The 15,438-nt window shown below is 74.4% G+C and carries 11 protein-coding genes; 4 read left to right on the top strand and 7 right to left on the bottom strand.

The genetic code is table 11. From position 1 onward, the window contains the following. Nucleotides 1-26 precede the first annotated feature (26 nt). From murD to rsmH, 7 genes are all read right to left on the bottom strand, one after another. A complete protein-coding gene (gene murD / locus ACIGXM_RS17210) occupies nucleotides 27-1,478 on the bottom strand; it encodes a UDP-N-acetylmuramoyl-L-alanine--D-glutamate ligase (protein WP_396561598.1) in 1,452 nt (483 codons plus the stop codon). After that, nucleotides 1,463-2,524, bottom strand: a complete 1,062-nt coding sequence (gene mraY, locus ACIGXM_RS17215) for a phospho-N-acetylmuramoyl-pentapeptide-transferase (protein WP_396561957.1) — start codon at nucleotides 2,522-2,524, stop codon at nucleotides 1,463-1,465. The genes murD and mraY overlap by 16 nt, the downstream gene beginning before the upstream one ends. After that, the gene (gene murF / locus ACIGXM_RS17220) at nucleotides 2,524-3,930 is read right to left on the bottom strand and encodes a UDP-N-acetylmuramoyl-tripeptide--D-alanyl-D-alanine ligase (protein WP_396561600.1); all 1,407 of its coding nucleotides are present in this window, start codon (nucleotides 3,928-3,930) and stop codon (nucleotides 2,524-2,526) included. Before murF ends, mraY begins: the two co-directional genes overlap by 1 nt. Next, the gene (locus tag ACIGXM_RS17225) at nucleotides 3,927-5,498 is read right to left on the bottom strand and encodes a UDP-N-acetylmuramoyl-L-alanyl-D-glutamate--2,6-diaminopimelate ligase (protein ID WP_396561602.1); all 1,572 of its coding nucleotides are present in this window, start codon (nucleotides 5,496-5,498) and stop codon (nucleotides 3,927-3,929) included. Before ACIGXM_RS17225 ends, murF begins: the two co-directional genes overlap by 4 nt. A 129-nt stretch (nucleotides 5,499-5,627) precedes the next feature. After that, nucleotides 5,628-7,682 carry a peptidoglycan D,D-transpeptidase FtsI family protein gene (locus ACIGXM_RS17230; RefSeq protein ID WP_396561604.1) on the bottom strand — a complete coding sequence of 685 codons (2,055 nt, stop codon included), beginning with the start codon at nucleotides 7,680-7,682 and terminating at the stop codon, nucleotides 5,628-5,630. Next, nucleotides 7,679-8,287, bottom strand: coding sequence for a septum formation initiator family protein (locus tag ACIGXM_RS17235; protein ID WP_396561606.1), 609 nt, complete (start codon nucleotides 8,285-8,287; stop codon nucleotides 7,679-7,681). Before ACIGXM_RS17235 ends, ACIGXM_RS17230 begins: the two co-directional genes overlap by 4 nt. Before the next feature lie 77 nt (nucleotides 8,288-8,364). Then, nucleotides 8,365-9,330, bottom strand: a complete 966-nt coding sequence (rsmH, locus tag ACIGXM_RS17240) for a 16S rRNA (cytosine(1402)-N(4))-methyltransferase RsmH (RefSeq protein WP_396561608.1) — start codon at nucleotides 9,328-9,330, stop codon at nucleotides 8,365-8,367. 343 nt (nucleotides 9,331-9,673) lie between these two features. On the opposite strand from rsmH, the gene ACIGXM_RS17245 reads away from it, so the two are divergent. From ACIGXM_RS17245 to ACIGXM_RS17260, 4 genes are all read left to right on the top strand, one after another. Next, on the top strand, nucleotides 9,674-10,216 hold the full coding sequence (locus ACIGXM_RS17245; protein ID WP_396561610.1) for a beta-class carbonic anhydrase: 543 nt from the start codon (nucleotides 9,674-9,676) through the stop codon (nucleotides 10,214-10,216). Between the two features lie 357 nt (nucleotides 10,217-10,573). Further along, entirely contained in the window at nucleotides 10,574-11,548 is a 975-nt protein-coding gene (locus ACIGXM_RS17250) for an AAA family ATPase (RefSeq protein ID WP_396561959.1), read from the top strand. Nucleotide 11,549: 1 nt separating this feature from the next. After that, nucleotides 11,550-12,884: a DUF58 domain-containing protein gene (locus ACIGXM_RS17255; RefSeq protein WP_396561612.1), complete on the top strand. Its 1,335-nt coding sequence runs from the start codon at nucleotides 11,550-11,552 to the stop codon at nucleotides 12,882-12,884. Beyond that, the gene (locus ACIGXM_RS17260; RefSeq protein WP_396561614.1) at nucleotides 12,881-15,280 is read left to right on the top strand and encodes a transglutaminaseTgpA domain-containing protein; all 2,400 of its coding nucleotides are present in this window, start codon (nucleotides 12,881-12,883) and stop codon (nucleotides 15,278-15,280) included. The genes ACIGXM_RS17255 and ACIGXM_RS17260 overlap by 4 nt, the downstream gene beginning before the upstream one ends. Nucleotides 15,281-15,438: the final 158 nt, after the last annotated feature.

A 15,438-nucleotide genomic window follows, 5' to 3' on the forward strand; every position in this document is an offset into this window, starting at 1 on the left:
CGCGTCGCCCCTCTCCCGTGTGCCCGCTACTTCGTCAGCTCCCGTACCGCCGCGGCGAACAGGTCGCCCCGCTCGCCGTAGTTGGTGAACATGTCCATCGACGCACAGGCCGGGGCGAGCAGGACCGTGTCCCCCGGCCGGGCCAGGCTCGCGGCCGCACGCACCGTCTCGGCCATCGCCACCGCGCCAGTCTCACCTTCGGCCGGTTCGATCACTGGTACATCCGGGGCGTGTCGCGCCAGCGCCTCCCGGATCAGCGCCCGGTCGGCACCGATCAGCACGGCACCGCGCAGCCGGCCGGCCGCGCCGCGGACCAGGTCGTCGAAGTCGGCGCCCTTGGCCAGGCCGCCGGCGATCCACACGATCGGCTGGTAGGCCGCCAGCGAGGCGGCCGCCGCGTGGGTGTTGGTGGCCTTGGAGTCGTCGATCCAGGTCACCCCGGCCACCTCGGCCACCCGGGCGATCCGGTGCGCGTCGGGCGCGAAGGCCCGCAGCCCGTCCCGGACCGCCTTGGTGTCCACCCCGTAGGCCCGGGCCAGCGCCGCCGCCGCCAGGGCGTTGGCGATGTTGTGCGGGGCCGGCGGGTTGACGTCGGAGACCGCGCCGATCTCGGCGGCGTTCTTCTGGCGGTCCGGCACGAAGGCCCGGTCCACCAGCAGGCCGTCCACCACGCCGAACTGGGAGGGGCCCGGCGCGTCGAGGCCGAAGCCGATCGCTCGGCAGCCCTCCTCGACGTCGGCCTCGCGGACCAGTTCCTCGGTGGCCGGGTCGGCCAGGTTGTAGACGCAGGCGACCTGGTTGCCCTGGAAGATCCGGCCCTTGTCGGCGGCGTAGGCCGCCATCGAGCCGTGCCAGTCCAGGTGGTCCGGGGCCAGGTTGAGCACCGCGGCGGAGTGCGGGCGCAGGCTGGGCGCCCAGTGCAGCTGGTAGCTGGAGAGCTCGACCGCGAGCACGTCGTACGGCTCGCCCTCACCCTCGAAGCCGGCCAGCACGGCGTCCAGCACCGAGACCCCGACGTTGCCGACCGCGGCGGTCCGCCGGCCCGCGGCGGTCAGGATCGAGGCGAGCATCTGGACCGTGGTGGTCTTGCCGTTGGTGCCGGTGACGGCCAGCCAGGGGGCCGGCTCGCCGGTGGCGGGCAGCGGCTTGCGCAGCTGCCAGGCCAGCTCCACGTCGCCCCAGACCGGCACGCCGGCCCGGTCCGCGGCGGCGAAGAGCGGGCTGCTCGGCGGCCAGCCGGGCGAGGTGACGACCAGTCGGGTGCCCTCGGGCAGCGTGTCACCGTCGCCGAGGCGGACGGTGATGCCGGTCAGCTCGGCGGCCCTGGCCCGCAGCGCCGGGCCGTCGCCGCCGTCCACCACGGTGACCTCGGCACCGAGGTCGCGCAGCACCCGGGCGGCGCTGATCCCGGAGACCCCGAGGCCCGCCACGGCGACCGGCAGCCCGGTCCACTCCTGGATCGTCAACTGGTCACCCATCCCGCGTAGAAGAGGCCGAGGCCGACCGCGACGCAGAGGCCCTGGATGATCCAGAACCGCACCACGATCAGCACTTCGCTCCAGCCCTTGAGTTCGAAGTGGTGCTGGAGTGGCGCCATCTTGAAGACCCGCTTGCCGGTCATCCGGAACGAGCCGACCTGGATGATCACCGAGAGGGTGATGATCACGAAGAGGCCGCCGAGCAGCGCGAGCAGCAGCTCGGTGCGCGAGCAGATGGCCAGCCCGGCCAGTGCGCCACCGAGGGCCAGCGAGCCGGTGTCGCCCATGAAGATCTTGGCGGGCGAGGTGTTCCACCACAGGAAGCCGAAGCAGGAGCCCATCAGCGCGGAGGCCACCACCGCCAGGTCCAGCGGGTCGCGGACCTCGTAGCAGTTGGCGGTCGCGCTCAGCATCCGCGAGCAGGTCTGGCCGTACTGCCAGACGCCGATGAAGGTGTACGCCCCGAAGACCATCACCGACGCGCCGGTGGCCAGGCCGTCCAGACCGTCCGTCAGGTTCACGCCGTTCGACATCGCCGCGATCATGAAGTACGCGAACATCACGAACAGCACCGGGCCGATCGACCAGCCGAAGTCCCGGACGAACGAGAGGTGCGTGGAGGCCGGGGTGATCCCGCGGTTGTCGCTGAACTGCAGCGACAGGATCGCGAAGGCCAGTGCCACGAAGGACTGCCCGAGCAGCTTCGCCTTGGCCCGCAGGCCCAGTGAGCGCCGCTTGACCACCTTGATGTAGTCGTCCAGGAAGCCGACCAGGCCCAGACCCGCCGTCAGGAAGAGCACCAGCAGCGCCGAGGCGCTGGGCCGCTCACCCGCGATCGCCTTGGTGGCGAAGTAGGCGATCAGGGTGGCCAGGATGAAGGCGATCCCACCCATGGTCGGGGTCCCGCGCTTGCTGTGGTGCGCCTTGGGGCCGTCGTCCCGGATGTACTGGCCGTAGCCGTGCCGGGCCAGCAGCTTGATCAGGGCCGGGGTGCCGAACAGCGTCAGCACCAGCCCGATCATGCCGGAGTAGAGGATCTGCTTCATCACCGGGCATCACCGCCGGCGAGTAGCGCCTCGGCGACCTTCTCCAGACCCACCGATCGGCTGGCCTTCACCAGCACCACGTCCCCAGGCCGCAGCTGACCGCGCAGCAGCTCGACCGCCGCCTCCGCGTCGGACACCAGCACCGACTCCTCACCCCACGAACCTTCGTTCCTCGCGCCCAGTTCCATGCAGGCCGCCTCGCGCCCGCCCACCGCCACCAACTTGGTGACGTCGAGTCGGACCGCGAGCCGCCCGATGGCGTCGTGCTCGTCGAGGCTCTCCTCGCCGAGCTCCCGCATCTCGCCGAGCACCGCCCAGGTGCGGCGGCGCTCCGGACCGCGGCCCCCCATCGTCGCGAGCGCCCGCAGCGCGGCCCGCATCGACTCCGGGTTCGCGTTGTAGGCGTCGTTCACGATCGTGACACCGTCGGCCCGTTCGGTGACCTCCATGCGCCAGCGGGACAGCGCACCCGCCTCGCCCAGGGCGGCGGCGGTGTCATCGACGGACAGTCCGAGCTCCATCGCCACCGCGGCGGCGGCGAGGGCGTTCGAGACGTGGTGCTCACCGTACAGGCGCAGCTGAACCGGTGCGGAACCGGCCGGGGTGATCAGCGTGAACGATGGACGGCCGGTGGAGTCGAGGCGAACATCCTGTGCGCGGACCTGGGCCTCCCGGCCCTCGCCGAAGAAGACCACCCGGGCCCGGGTGCGCGCGGCCATCGCCCGCACCAGCGGGTCGTCCGCGTTCAGCACCGCGACGCCGTCCTCGGCCAGCGACTCCACCAGCTCGCCCTTGGCCTCGGCGATGCCCTCCTTGGAGCCGAACTCCCCCAGGTGCGCGGAGCCGACGTTGAGCACCAGGCCGATCGACGGGCGCACCAGACCGGTCAGGTAGGCGATGTCGCCCTTGTGCCGGGCGCCCATCTCCAGCACCAGGTGCCGGGTGGACTCCTCGACCCGGCTGACCGTCAGCGGCAGGCCGAGCTCGTTGTTGAGCGAGCCCTCGGTGTACACCGTCGGCCCGATCCGCTCCAGCAGCTGGGCGATCAGGTCCTTGGTGCTGGTCTTCCCGGCCGAGCCGGTCAGCGCCACGGTGCGGACCGCCTTGGCCCGCTCGGCCACCGCCCGGGTGAGCAGGCCGAGCGCCGTCTGGGCGTTCTCGACCAGCACCGCGGGCACCCCGACCGGCCGCTCGGCCAGCACCGCCACGGCACCCGCCGCGATCGCGCGCTCGGCGTAGTCGTGGCCGTCCACCCGCTCGCCGAGGAACGCCGCGAACAGGCCGCCCGGCTCGACCTTCCGGGAGTCGACCACCACCGGGGCGGTCACCTGGGCCTGCGGGTCCGTCACGTCGGCGAGACGGCCGCCGGTGGCGGCGGCCACCTCGGCCAGGGTCAGTGCGATCACGGCTGCTCTACTCCTCGGTGGCCCTCGACGCCGGTCGGGTGGGTGCGGGCGATCGCCGCGCGCAGCACCTCCCGGTCGTCGAACGGGCGGATCTCGTCACGTACGTACTGGCCGAGCTCGTGCCCCTTGCCGGCCACCAGCACGGTGTCACCGGCGTGCGCGCGGGCCACCGCGGCGGCGATCGCCTCGGCCCGGTCCGGCACCAGCAGCACCTCGCCGCGCTCGGCCTCCGGCACCTCCAGCACGCCGCCCAGCATGCTGCCGAGGATCGCCAGGGCGTCCTCCGAGCGCGGGTTGTCGCTGGTCAGCACCGCGGTGTCGGCCAGCCGGGCGGCGATCGCGCCCATCGGGCCGCGCTTGAACGGGTCACGGTCCCCGCCGCAGCCGACCACCACGTGCAGCCGGCCCTTGGTGACCTCGCGCAGCGAGGAGAGCACGGCCTGCAGGGCGTCCGGCTTGTGCGCGTAGTCCACCACGGCCACGTAGGCCTGCCCGGCGTCCACCCGCTCCAGCCGGCCCGGCACGCCCGGCACGGCGGCCACCCCGGCCGCCGCCTCGGCCAGCGGCAGCCCGGCGGTCACCAGCACGGTGATCGCCGCCAGCGCGTTGGCGACGTTGAACGGGCCGGGCAGCGGGACGGCGGCGTCCGCCGACTGCCCGCCCGGGCCGACCACCCGGAAGGTCGAACCGATCGGACCGAGCTGGACGTCCACCGCCCGCCAGTGGGCCTCGGCCGCGCCGGTCGCGGAGAAGGTGGTCACCGGGATGGCGGCCTCGGCGGCCAGCCGGCGGCCGTAGGCGTCGTCCAGGTTGACCACCCCGGCCCTGGTCCGGCCCGGCTCGAAGAGCCGCGCCTTGGCCCGGAAGTAGTCCTCCATGTCCGGGTGGAAGTCCAGGTGCTCCGGGGTCAGGTTGTTGAAGAGCGCGACGTCGTACTCGACGCCGTCCGCCCGGCCGAACACCAGGGCGTGGCTGGAGACCTCCATCACCACCGCGTCCGCGCCGCGCTCGCGCATCACCGCGAGGATCGCGTGCAGGTCGGTGGCCTCGGGGGTGGTCCGCTCGCTCTTGATCCGCTCGGTGCCGACCCGCATCTCGACGGTGCCGATCACACCGGGGGTCCGGCCGGCACCGCGCAGCCCGCCCTCGACCAGGTACGAGGTGGTGGTCTTGCCGTTGGTACCGGTCAGGCCGAGGGTCAGCAGGGACTTCGACGGGTCGCCGTAGATCCGGGCCGCCAGCGCGCCCATCCAGGCCCGCGGGTTCTCCACCACCAGCAGCGGGACCCCGTGCGCGGCGGCCTGCTCGGCCCCGGCCCGGTCGGTCAGCACCGCGACCGCACCCGCCGCCACCGCCTGGCCGGCGAAGGCCGCGCCGTGGTGGTTGGCGCCGGCGAACGCCACGTACACGTCGCCCGGACGGACCGCGCGGGAGTCGTGGGTGATGCCGGTGACGGCGGCTCCGGCGACCTCCGGCAGGCCGAGGACCGCGGCGATCTCGGCGAGCGGGGTCGGCGCCGCCGTGCTCGGGCGGGGCGGGGTCACACTGGTTTGGTCTGATTTCGGCACGGCGGGCAGGCTATCGGCCCCGGGGCCGTCGAGGCCAAGTGAGGCCCCGTCGGTCCCCTGGGGCACCGGGGCCGGCGGGCCCCCGGGTGTGAGCGGGTTCACAGCGCGGTCGGGCTCGGTGCTCATGGTTCAGGGCTTCCAGTCGACGGGCAGGTTGGGGGCCTCGCTGCCGCTCGGCGGCACCTGGAGGGTCTCCAGGGCGAACTCCATCACCTGTTTGAACACCGGTCCGCAGAGCGGGCCGCCGAAGTGACTGCCGGTGGTCGGGTTCTGGATGACGCAGGAGACGGTCAGCCGGGGCTGGTCGGCGGGTGCGAAGCCGATGAACGAGGCGGTGTAGCCGTTGTAGAGCCCGGTCTTGGGGTCCACCCGGTTGGCGGTGCCGGTCTTGCCGGCGACCCGGTAGCCGGGGATCTGGGCGGTGTTGCCGGTGCCCTGGTCGTCGGTGACCACCGACTCCAGCATCTGGCCGAGCGTCTTGGCGGTCTGCGGGCTCACCACCCGGGTCTCGGCCGGGGCCGGCGCCGGGGTGTACTTGCCGTCCGGGCCGGTGCTGCCCTCGACCAGGGTGGGCGCGACCCGCACGCCGCCGTTGGCGATCGTCGAGTAGACCGAGGTGGCCTGCAGCGCGTTCACGGAGAGGCCCTGGCCGAACGGGATGGTGTACTGCTGGGTGCCCTTCCAGCTCTGCGGGTCGGCCAGGATGCCCCGGGTCTCGCCGGGGAACCCGAGCCCGGTCGGCTGCCCGATGCCGAACTTCTGCAGGTAGCCGCCGAGCACGGCGTTGGCCTGCGGCTGGGTCCCGCCCAGGTGCTCGGCGGCCTCGATGGTGCCGATGTTGGACGACTTGGCGAGCACGCCGTTCAGCGTCAGGTACCAGGTGCCGTGGTCCACGTCGTCGTGGAAGACCTGGCCGGCCCGGGTCAGCGTGCCGGGCACGGTGACGTGGGTGTCCCAGGTCGCCGCGCCGGTGTCCAGCACCGCGGCCATGGTCATCAGCTTGGCGGTGCTGCCGGGCTCGTAGGCGTCCTGCAGGGCCGGGTTGCCGAGCTGGTCCGGGCTCGCGCTGCTCAGGTCGTTCGGGTCGAAGCCGGGCGAGGTGGCCATGGCGAGGATCTGACCGGTCCGCACGTCCTGGACGATCACGTAGCCCTTCTCCGCCCCGGACGCGCTGACCTGGTCGGTGATGGCCCGCTGGGCGGCCCACTGGATGTCCCGGTTGATGCTCAGCCGCAGGTCGCTGCCGGGCACCGCGGGCTTCGTCGAGTCGGAGCCGGTGGGGATCTGCTGGCCGCCGGACTGCTCCGAGTAGCTGTAGCCGGGCTGGCCGGCGAGCTGCTGCTGGTACTGCAGCTCCAGGCCGCCCGCGCCGTTGCCCTGCGCGTTGACGAAACCGACCAGGTTGGAGGCCAGGCCGTCGGCCGGGTAGATCCGCTTGCTGGTCAGGTCGCCGGAGAAGACCCCGGTGAGCGGGTTGACGCAGGAGTCGTCCAGGCTGCTCCGGCCGCCCTGGTCGGCCGGCTTGGCCAGCTGCGCCTGCTCGGCCCGGCAGGCCTTGGTGTTGATCTTCTGGCCGAGCGAGGCCTTGAGGTCCAGGATCTGGTTGCGGACCTGCGGGCTCTGCTTGAACGCCAGCGTGACGCCCCGGCTCTTCGGCGTGCGCAGCTTGGCGGCCAGCTTGTCCTTGGCCAGGCCCAGGATCGGCGCCAGCAGGTCGGCGGCCTGCTCCGGGCCGTCCGGGACGTGCAGCTGGTCCGCGGTGAACATGGTCGGGTCGGCGGTGATGTCGTAGGCGTCCACGGTGGTCGCCAGGGCCACGCCGTCGGAGGACGTTATCGCGCCGCGCTGGGCGGGCAGCACCACGTCCTGGTAGCGGTAGCGGCTGGCGTCCCGGCTCAGTTCGCCGGCGTCGAGGAACTGGATCTGCACCAGCCGGCCGGCGAAGATCGAGAAGACCACGGCCAGCGCCACGGTCACCACCCGCAGCCGGCGGCGCGGGTCGGCCAGCTGGAGCCGGCGCGGCTGCGGCCGGGCCGGCGGGCGCGGGACGGGCTTGCGCGGGCGCTCGCCCGGGCGCGGGACCCGCTGCGGAGGGCGCGCGGTGCCGGCGCCCTTGCGCTGCTGGGGTGCGGCGGGCTTGCGCGGACGATCGTCCGGGGTCCGGGGGCGGCGCGGGGTGGTCATCGCGTGGCACCGCCGTTCGGCGACGGGGTGACCGGGTCCACCCGGATCGCGCCCTCGCCGGTGGCGGCCGGGGCGGCGGCGACCAGCGACGCCGTGGCGGGCGAGGCCGCGGTGGCCGGCGACGGGCTGGGCTGGCCGGCCGACTCGCCCGGCCAGAGGTCGGCGCTGGTGCGCGACACCGGCGGGCTGTCCTTGGCCGGCGCGGGCGAGCCGAGCACCCTGCCGTCGTCCTCCAGGAAGGCCGGGTCGCCGCCCGGCACCATGCCCAGCTGCCGGGCGTTGCGCTCCAGCGCGTCCGGCGCGGAGTTCTGCGCGATCTGCTGCTGCAGCTCCTGCTGCTGGTCGGTCAGCTGGGTGGTCTGCTTCTGCAGCTTGGACAGCTCGAAGGAGCCCTCGTTCAGCGCGGTGTTGAGCATCAGCAGCCCGAGCAGGCCGGCCGTGAGGAGCAGGCCCATCAGGATCGCGAACGGCGCCCGCCCGCGACCGCCGCGCGGCGAACGGCCCGGACGGACGGTGATCCGGGCCCGCCCCGCCTGCCCCGGCAGCAGTCTGCCCCGCTGGATGCCATCGTTGGCCGCCGGTACCGGCACCACGCTCTCCCTCACGCCTCGCCCGTCATCGCCCCCCGCACGGCCGTGCGGCCCCGGGTGCCCGCCCGCGTCCCACAGCCGATCACCCGCCGTCAGCGGGTCGCTCTGATCCTCTCCGCCACCCGCAGCCGCACGGGCGCGGCGCGCCGGTTCTGCTCGATCTCCTCCTCGGTGGCCAGCTCGGCCCCGCGGGTGAGCAGCTTCAGCCAGGGCTGGTGCTCCTCCGGGATGAACGGCAGCCCGGGCGGCGCGGTGCTGGTGGCGCCGGCCGCGAAGTACTGCTTGACCAGCCGGTCCTCCAGCGACTGGTAGGACATCACGGCGATCCGGCCGCCCACCGCGAGCCTGGCCAGCGCCCCCGGAATGGCCCGGTCGAGCACCTCCAGCTCGCCGTTGACCTCGATCCGCAGCGCCTGGAAGGTCCGCTTGGCCGGGTTGCCACCGGTCCGCCGGGTGGCGGCCGGGATGGCGTTGCGCACCAACTCGACCAGACGCGCGCTGGTGGTGAACGGTTCCTTCGCCCGCTCCCGGAGGATCACCGAGGCGATCTTGCCGGCGAACCGCTCCTCGCCGTAGACCTTGAGGATCCGGGCCAGGTCGCCGTGGCTGTAGGTGTTGAGCACCTCGGCGGCGCTCAGCCCGCGGGTCTGGTCCATCCGCATGTCGAGCGGGGCGTCCTGGGCGTAGGCGAAGCCGCGCTCGGCCTCGTCCAGCTGCATCGAGGAGACCCCGAGGTCGAAGAGGACGCCCTGGATCTCGGGGAGGCCGAGCCGGTCCAGCACTTCGGGGATCTCGTCGTACACGGCGTGCACCAGGGTGGCCCGGTCGCCGAACGGCGCGAGCCGCTCGGCGGAGAGCCGCAGCGCCTCCGGGTCGCGGTCCACCGCCACCAGCCGCACCTCGGGGAACTGGGTGAGCAGCGCCTCGCTGTGGCCGCCGAGGCCGAGCGTCGCGTCCACCACCACCGCGCCGGGCGCGCTGATCGCCGGGGCGAGCGCGTCCATGCAGCGTTGCAGCATGACCGGTACGTGCTTGGGGTCCGGGCTGCCTGTGGCCATGCGCTGGTGCGCCTTTCCTCGGTACGGAGCCGTCCGCCGGGCGCGGACGGCGCCGGGGAGCTGTGATCCGACCATTTTGGCCCACCGCGACGGGTGAGCCGGACACCGCCCGGGGTCCCCGCCCGCTCGCGAGGGGGAAGGCTGTGACCGCCCGGCGCCGGGGAAGGTGCGCCAGGTGGCACGGAGCGGGACGAGGCCGCGGGCTGCTACTGCGGCCCAGCGTACCGCGCGGGGTCGCGCCGGCCGCGCCCCGCCACGCGCTCCCTATGTGCTCCATCACACCGGTGGGCCTGGTTTGGGCAGGGCTCACCGCGACCAGCGAATTCCTACTAACGTCGTACCTATGACCGTCACCCCCGATCGGCCCGCCCCGGGCCGTCCCACCGCTCCGGCCACCGAGACGATTATCGATCGCTTCGTCGCCGCCAACCGCGAGTACGCCGTCTCCTTCCGGGACGGCGGCATGGACGCCCGGCCCGTGCAGAAGGTCGCCGTGGTGGCCTGCATGGACGCCCGCCTGGACCTCTTCGCGGCGCTCGGCCTGGAGCTGGGCGACGCGCACGTGCTCCGCAACGCGGGCGGGGTCGTCACCGACGACACCATCCGCTCGCTGACGATCAGCCAGCGCGCCCTGGGCACCCGCGCGATCGCGCTGATCCACCACACCGGCTGCGGCCTGCTCGGGCTGACCGAGGACTTCCGCCGCGAGCTCGAGCTGGAGGTGGGCCAGCGCCCGCAGTGGGCGGTGGAGTCCTTCGTCGACCTGGACGGCGACGTGCGCCAGTCCATGCAGCGGGTCCGCACCTCGCCGTTCCTGCCGCACACCGACAACGTCCGGGGCTTCGTCTTCGACGTCCACACCGGCCTGCTCCGCGAAATCCACTGACCTGACGTCAGGCCCGCCGCGACCTCGCCCGGCTCGGGCCGTTCGGGCAGCCGTCGCCTGCTCGGGTGACTTCTGGCCACCGCTCAGGGAAGAATGCCGCTGCGGACCCGCGCCCCGCACCACCTGGGGCGGTCCGTCCGGGTACCCCGTTCCCGACCAGCCGGTTGCGATGGGCGACCATCGGTGAGCGGAAACGACTTCGGGGTGGGCCGGCTCCGATCGGACGGACCGGCGCGAGCAGGGCGAGGAGCAAATCGGGTGACGACCTACAACGAGCAGGCCCCTCTGGACGGGCGCGCCGGCAGGCCGCGGCCCGGCGCCGGGGCGTTCCCGGCCGGTCCAGCCGGACCGGCCGGGTTGCCCGAGCTGGGAGCGGTGGTCAACCGGGTCCGGGCCTCGATCGAGAGCGTCATCGAGGGCAAGCCGGAGGCCGTCCGGATCGCGCTGACCGTGATGCTGGCCGAGGGGCACCTGCTGCTGGAGGACGTGCCGGGCGTCGGCAAGACCATGCTCGCCAAGGCGCTGGCCCGTTCGGTGGACTGCACGGTCCGCCGGATCCAGTTCACCCCCGACCTGCTGCCCTCGGACGTCACCGGCACCAACGTCTTCGACCAGCAGCGGATGGACTTCGAGTTCCGTCCCGGCGCGATCTTCGCGCAGATCGTGGTCGGCGACGAGATCAACCGCGCCTCGCCGAAGACCCAGTCCGCGCTGCTCGAGTCGATGGCCGAGCGGCAGGTCACCATCGACGGCGAGACCTACGAGCTGCCCTCGCCGTTCATGGTGGTGGCCACCCAGAACCCGGTGGAGATGGAGGGCACCTACCCGCTGCCCGAGGCCCAGCGGGACCGCTTCATGGCCCGGATCTCGATCGGCTACCCCAGCCCCGAGGCCGAGCTGGCGATGCTCGACGTGCACGGCGGCGCCTCCCCGCTGGACGACCTGCAGCCGGTCGCGCACGCGCACGACATCCTCAAGCTGATCGACGTGGTCCGCGCGGTGCACGTGGCCGACAGCGTCCGCCGCTACGCGGTCGACCTGGTGACCGCCACCCGGACCTCCCCCGAACTGCGGCTCGGCGCCTCGCCGCGGGCCACCCTGCACCTGGTCCGGGCCGCCCGGGCGGCGGCCGCCCTGGCCGGGCGCGATTACGTGCTGCCGGACGACGTCCAGGCGCTCGCCGTCCCGGTGCTGGCCCACCGCCTGCTGCCGACCGCCGAGGCCCAGCTGGCCCGGCGCGGCGCGGAGCAGATCATCCGGGACCTGGTGGCCCGGTTGCCGATCCCACGTCCGCAGCAGCCCCACCCGCAGGGCCCGGCGCGGCGAGGCTGAGGTGGCGGAGCAGGATGACCCGTCCGGGTTCCGGGCCGGGCTGCGCGGCCTGACCACCCGCGGCCGCGCGTTCCTGGCCGCCGGCCTGACCGCCGTGGTCTGCTCGTACCTGCTGGGCCAGGCCCCCCTGCTGCGGGTCGGCGTGCTACTGGCCGCGCTGCCGCTGGCCGCCGCCGTGCTGCTGGTGCGCACCCGCTACCGGGTCGCGTCCGGTCGCCGGCTCACCCCGCACCGGGCCACCGCCGGGCAGGAGGCCCGGGTGCACCTGCGGGTCGACAACGTCTCCCGGGTGCCCACCGGGCTGCTGATGCTGGAGGACATGGTCCCGTACGTGCTCGGGCCGCGCCCGCGCTTCGTGCTGGACCGGGTCGAGCCGCGCGGCCACCGCGAGGTCTCCTACCGGGTCCGCTCCGACCTGCGCGGCCGCTACCCGCTCGGCCCGCTGCGGCTGCGGCTCTCCGACCCGTTCGGGATGTGCGAGCTGACCCGCGCGTTCAACGCCTCCGACGTGCTCACCGTGGTGCCGCAGGTGCTGCCGCTGCCCGCGGTGCGGGTCTCCGGCGAGTGGGCGGGCTACGGCGAGAGCGTCTCCCGGGCGCTGGCGCAGGCCGGGGACGACGACGCGGTGCCGCGCGAGTACCGGTACGGCGACGACCTGCGCCGGGTGCACTGGAAGTCCACCGCGAAGTACGGCGAACTGATGGTCCGGCGCGAGGAGCAGCCGGTGCGCACCCGCGCCACCGTGCTGCTGGACACCCGCGAGATCGGCCACCACGGCAGCGGCCCGGCCGGCTCGTTCGAGTGGGCGGTGAGCTGTGCCGCCTCGGTCGCGGTGCACCTGCTGGAGCGCGGCTTCCGGACCCGCCTGCTGACCGACACCGGCGAGTCGCTGCCGGACACCGCGGGGCTCACCGTCGGCTCGGTCGGCGAGTCGGTCGGTCTGGTGCTGGACGCGCTCGCCGCGGTGGGGCTCTCCGACCGTGCCGGACTCGACCAGGCCGAGGAGGCGCTGCGGCTGGAGGGCGAGGGCCTGCTGGTGGCGATCCTCGGCACGCTCGACGAGGAGCGGACCGCGAGCCTGGGCCGGCTGCGCCGGCGGGCCGGCACCGCGGTCGCCTTCCTGCTGGACACCGGCAGCTGGACCGGGCTAGACCGGCCCCTCCCGAACGACGGGCGGGAGAGCGACCGACCGCTGCGGCTGCTGCGCGAGGCCGGCTGGACCGTCCTGCCGGCCCGGGCCGGGGACGCCGTACCCGATCTCTGGCGGCAGCTGGACCGATACGCCCAGGCGGCCGGCGCCGACCGCGGCCCGACCCGGAAGGGGGCGAGCGGATGACCGCCGGCGCCCGGCTCACCTTCAGCGCCACGGCCGCCACCGGCCTGGCCACGCTCAGCCTGACCCCGCTGCTGAAGCCGGCCGGTTGGCTGGTGCCCGCGCTCTCCCTGCTGCTGGTCAACGCCCTGGTCGGGATGGGCCTGCGGCGGGTCGCGCGGCACCCGCTGCTGGTCGTGGCGGGCCAGCTGCTGGTGCTGTGCTACCTGCTGTTGCTCGGCGCGGTGCGCCCCTCGCTGATCGGCGGCCTGCTGCCCGGGCCGGCCACTCCCGGCGCGGTGAGCGACCTGCTCAGCTCCGCGGGCAGCGACATCCGGCTGTACGCCATCCCGGCCCCGGCCACCCCCGGCCTGCGGTTCCTGCTGATCGCCTCGGTCGCGGTGGTCGCGGTGCTGGTGGACGCCCTGGCGGTGACCCACCGGCGGGCCGCGCCGGCCGGGCTGCCGCTGCTGGCGCTCTTCACCGTCGGCTGCGGGCTGGCCGGGAGCAGTGGGGCGGCCTGGCTCTGGTTCCTGCTGGCCGCCACCGGCTACCTCGCGCTGCTCTACGCCGAGGGCCGCGACCGGCTCTCCCGCTGGGGCCGGGTGTTCCGCGGCCCGACCGCCGGGAACGGCGCGGACAGCACCGCACTCGCCGCCGGCGGGCAGCTGATCGGCGTGCTGGCCCTCGCGGTGGCCCTGATCCTGCCGGGGCTCGCCCCGAACCTGGACCTCAGTCTGATCAACCGCAACCCCGACGCCGGCGCCGGCAACGGCGACAGCATCGACGCGCTGAACCCGGTGGTCTCGCTCGCCGACGGGCTGCGCGACCAGCGCAGCGAGGACCTGATCCACTACCACAGCGACAGTCCCGACGCGGCGAGCTCCTACCTGCGGATCACCTCGCTGGACGACTTCACCGGGGTGGAGTGGAAGCCCAGCCAGCAGGACACCGAGCCGGTCCCGGGCACCCTGCCGCCCCCCGACGGGCTCTCCACGGCGACGGCGAGCAGCACCATGCAGACCCAGGTGGTGGTCAGCGGCCAGCTCAGCACCCAGTGGCTCCCCGCGCCCTACCCGATGACCCGGGCCGACCCGTCCGGCGACTGGCGCTACGAGCCGGTCAGCCGCTCGCTGATCGGGGACTCCGGCCAGAAGGCCACCGGCCTCTCCTACACGGTCACCTCGCTGCTCCCCAGGCCGACCGCCGACCAGCTCCGCCAGGCCGGCCCGGCGCCGGCCTCGGTGACCGGTCGCGACCTGGCGCTGCCGAGCAACCTGCCGAGCGTGGTGCGCAGCACCGCGTTGCAGGTCACCCAGGGGCTGGACGACGACTACGACAAGGCGATGGCGCTCCAGGCCTACTTCGCCACCTCCGGTCTGTTCACCTACAGCTCACAGGTGGACCCTGGCACCGGACCCGCCGCCATCGCCAAGTTCCTGCAGGACAAGAAGGGGTTCTGCGTGCACTTCGCCGCCTCGATGGCGGCGATGGCCCGCACGCTGGGGATCCCGGCCCGGGTCGCGGTGGGCTTCGCTCCCGGCCGGTCCCTCGGCAACGGCAACTACGTGGTCGGCTCGCAGGACTACCACGCCTGGCCCGAGCTGTACTTCCAGGGCGCGGGCTGGCTGCGCTTCGAGCCGACGCCGACCCGGGGCACCCCGCCGGACTACTCCGGCAGCCTGCCGGTGCCGGCCACCAGCGCCCCCACCGACGGGCAGAGCGCGGTGCCGTCCGGCCAGCCGACCGCGCTGCCGGCCACCGGCGGCGGCTGCCCGGCGCAGCTGAGCCGGGCCGGCGACTGCCCGGGCAAGCAGGCGCCGGTGACCACGACGGCCACCGGTTCGACCGTCGGGGGCGGCACGGTCCTGCCGGCGCTGCTCGCGTGGGTCGGCGGGGGGCTGCTCGTCCTGCTGCTGCTCCTGCTGCCGATGCTGTGGCGGGCCCGGCTGCGGCGCGGTCGGCTGGGCGGCGGGCGGCGGCCCGGGGCGCCGGACGGCGGGCTGACCGACGCCGCGGTGCTGGCCGCCTGGACCGAGCTGGTCGACTCGGCCTGGGACCTCGGCATCCTGCCGGACGAGGCCCACAGCCCGCGGCACACCGGTCAGTGGCTCACCGAGGCGGCCGGGCTGGAGGGCCCGGCGCGGGAGGCGGTGGGACGGGTGGCGCTGGCCACCGAGCGGGTGCTGTACGCCCGCGATCCCGAGCCCTCGGCACCGCTGGGGGCCGACGTCCGCACCGTCCGGGACGGTCTGCGGGCCGCGGCCGGGCGGCGGCAGCGGCTGCGCGCGGTGCTGCTCCCGGCCTCGCTGGCCCGGCCGGTCCGGCAGGCGCTGGACCGGCTGGCGGTGCTGCGGCAGCGCGGGCGGGCCGGGGCGGACCGGGCGCTGGCCGGACTGCGGCGGGGTCGGCACGAGTAGGCCGGGCCGAGGCCCGGCCCGAACAGCACGGTGGGGGGGGCGGGCCGGGGGGGGGGGCCCCCCCCCCCGCGGGTGGGGGGGGGCCCCACCCCTCCACAGCCGGCCGCGTGGTAGTCGCGGCGGCCCCGCCCACCCCGGTGACACCCGTCCCACAACAC

The organism is Kitasatospora sp. NPDC052896 (genome assembly GCF_044547075.1).
Lineage (GTDB): Bacteria > Actinomycetota > Actinomycetes > Streptomycetales > Streptomycetaceae > Kitasatospora.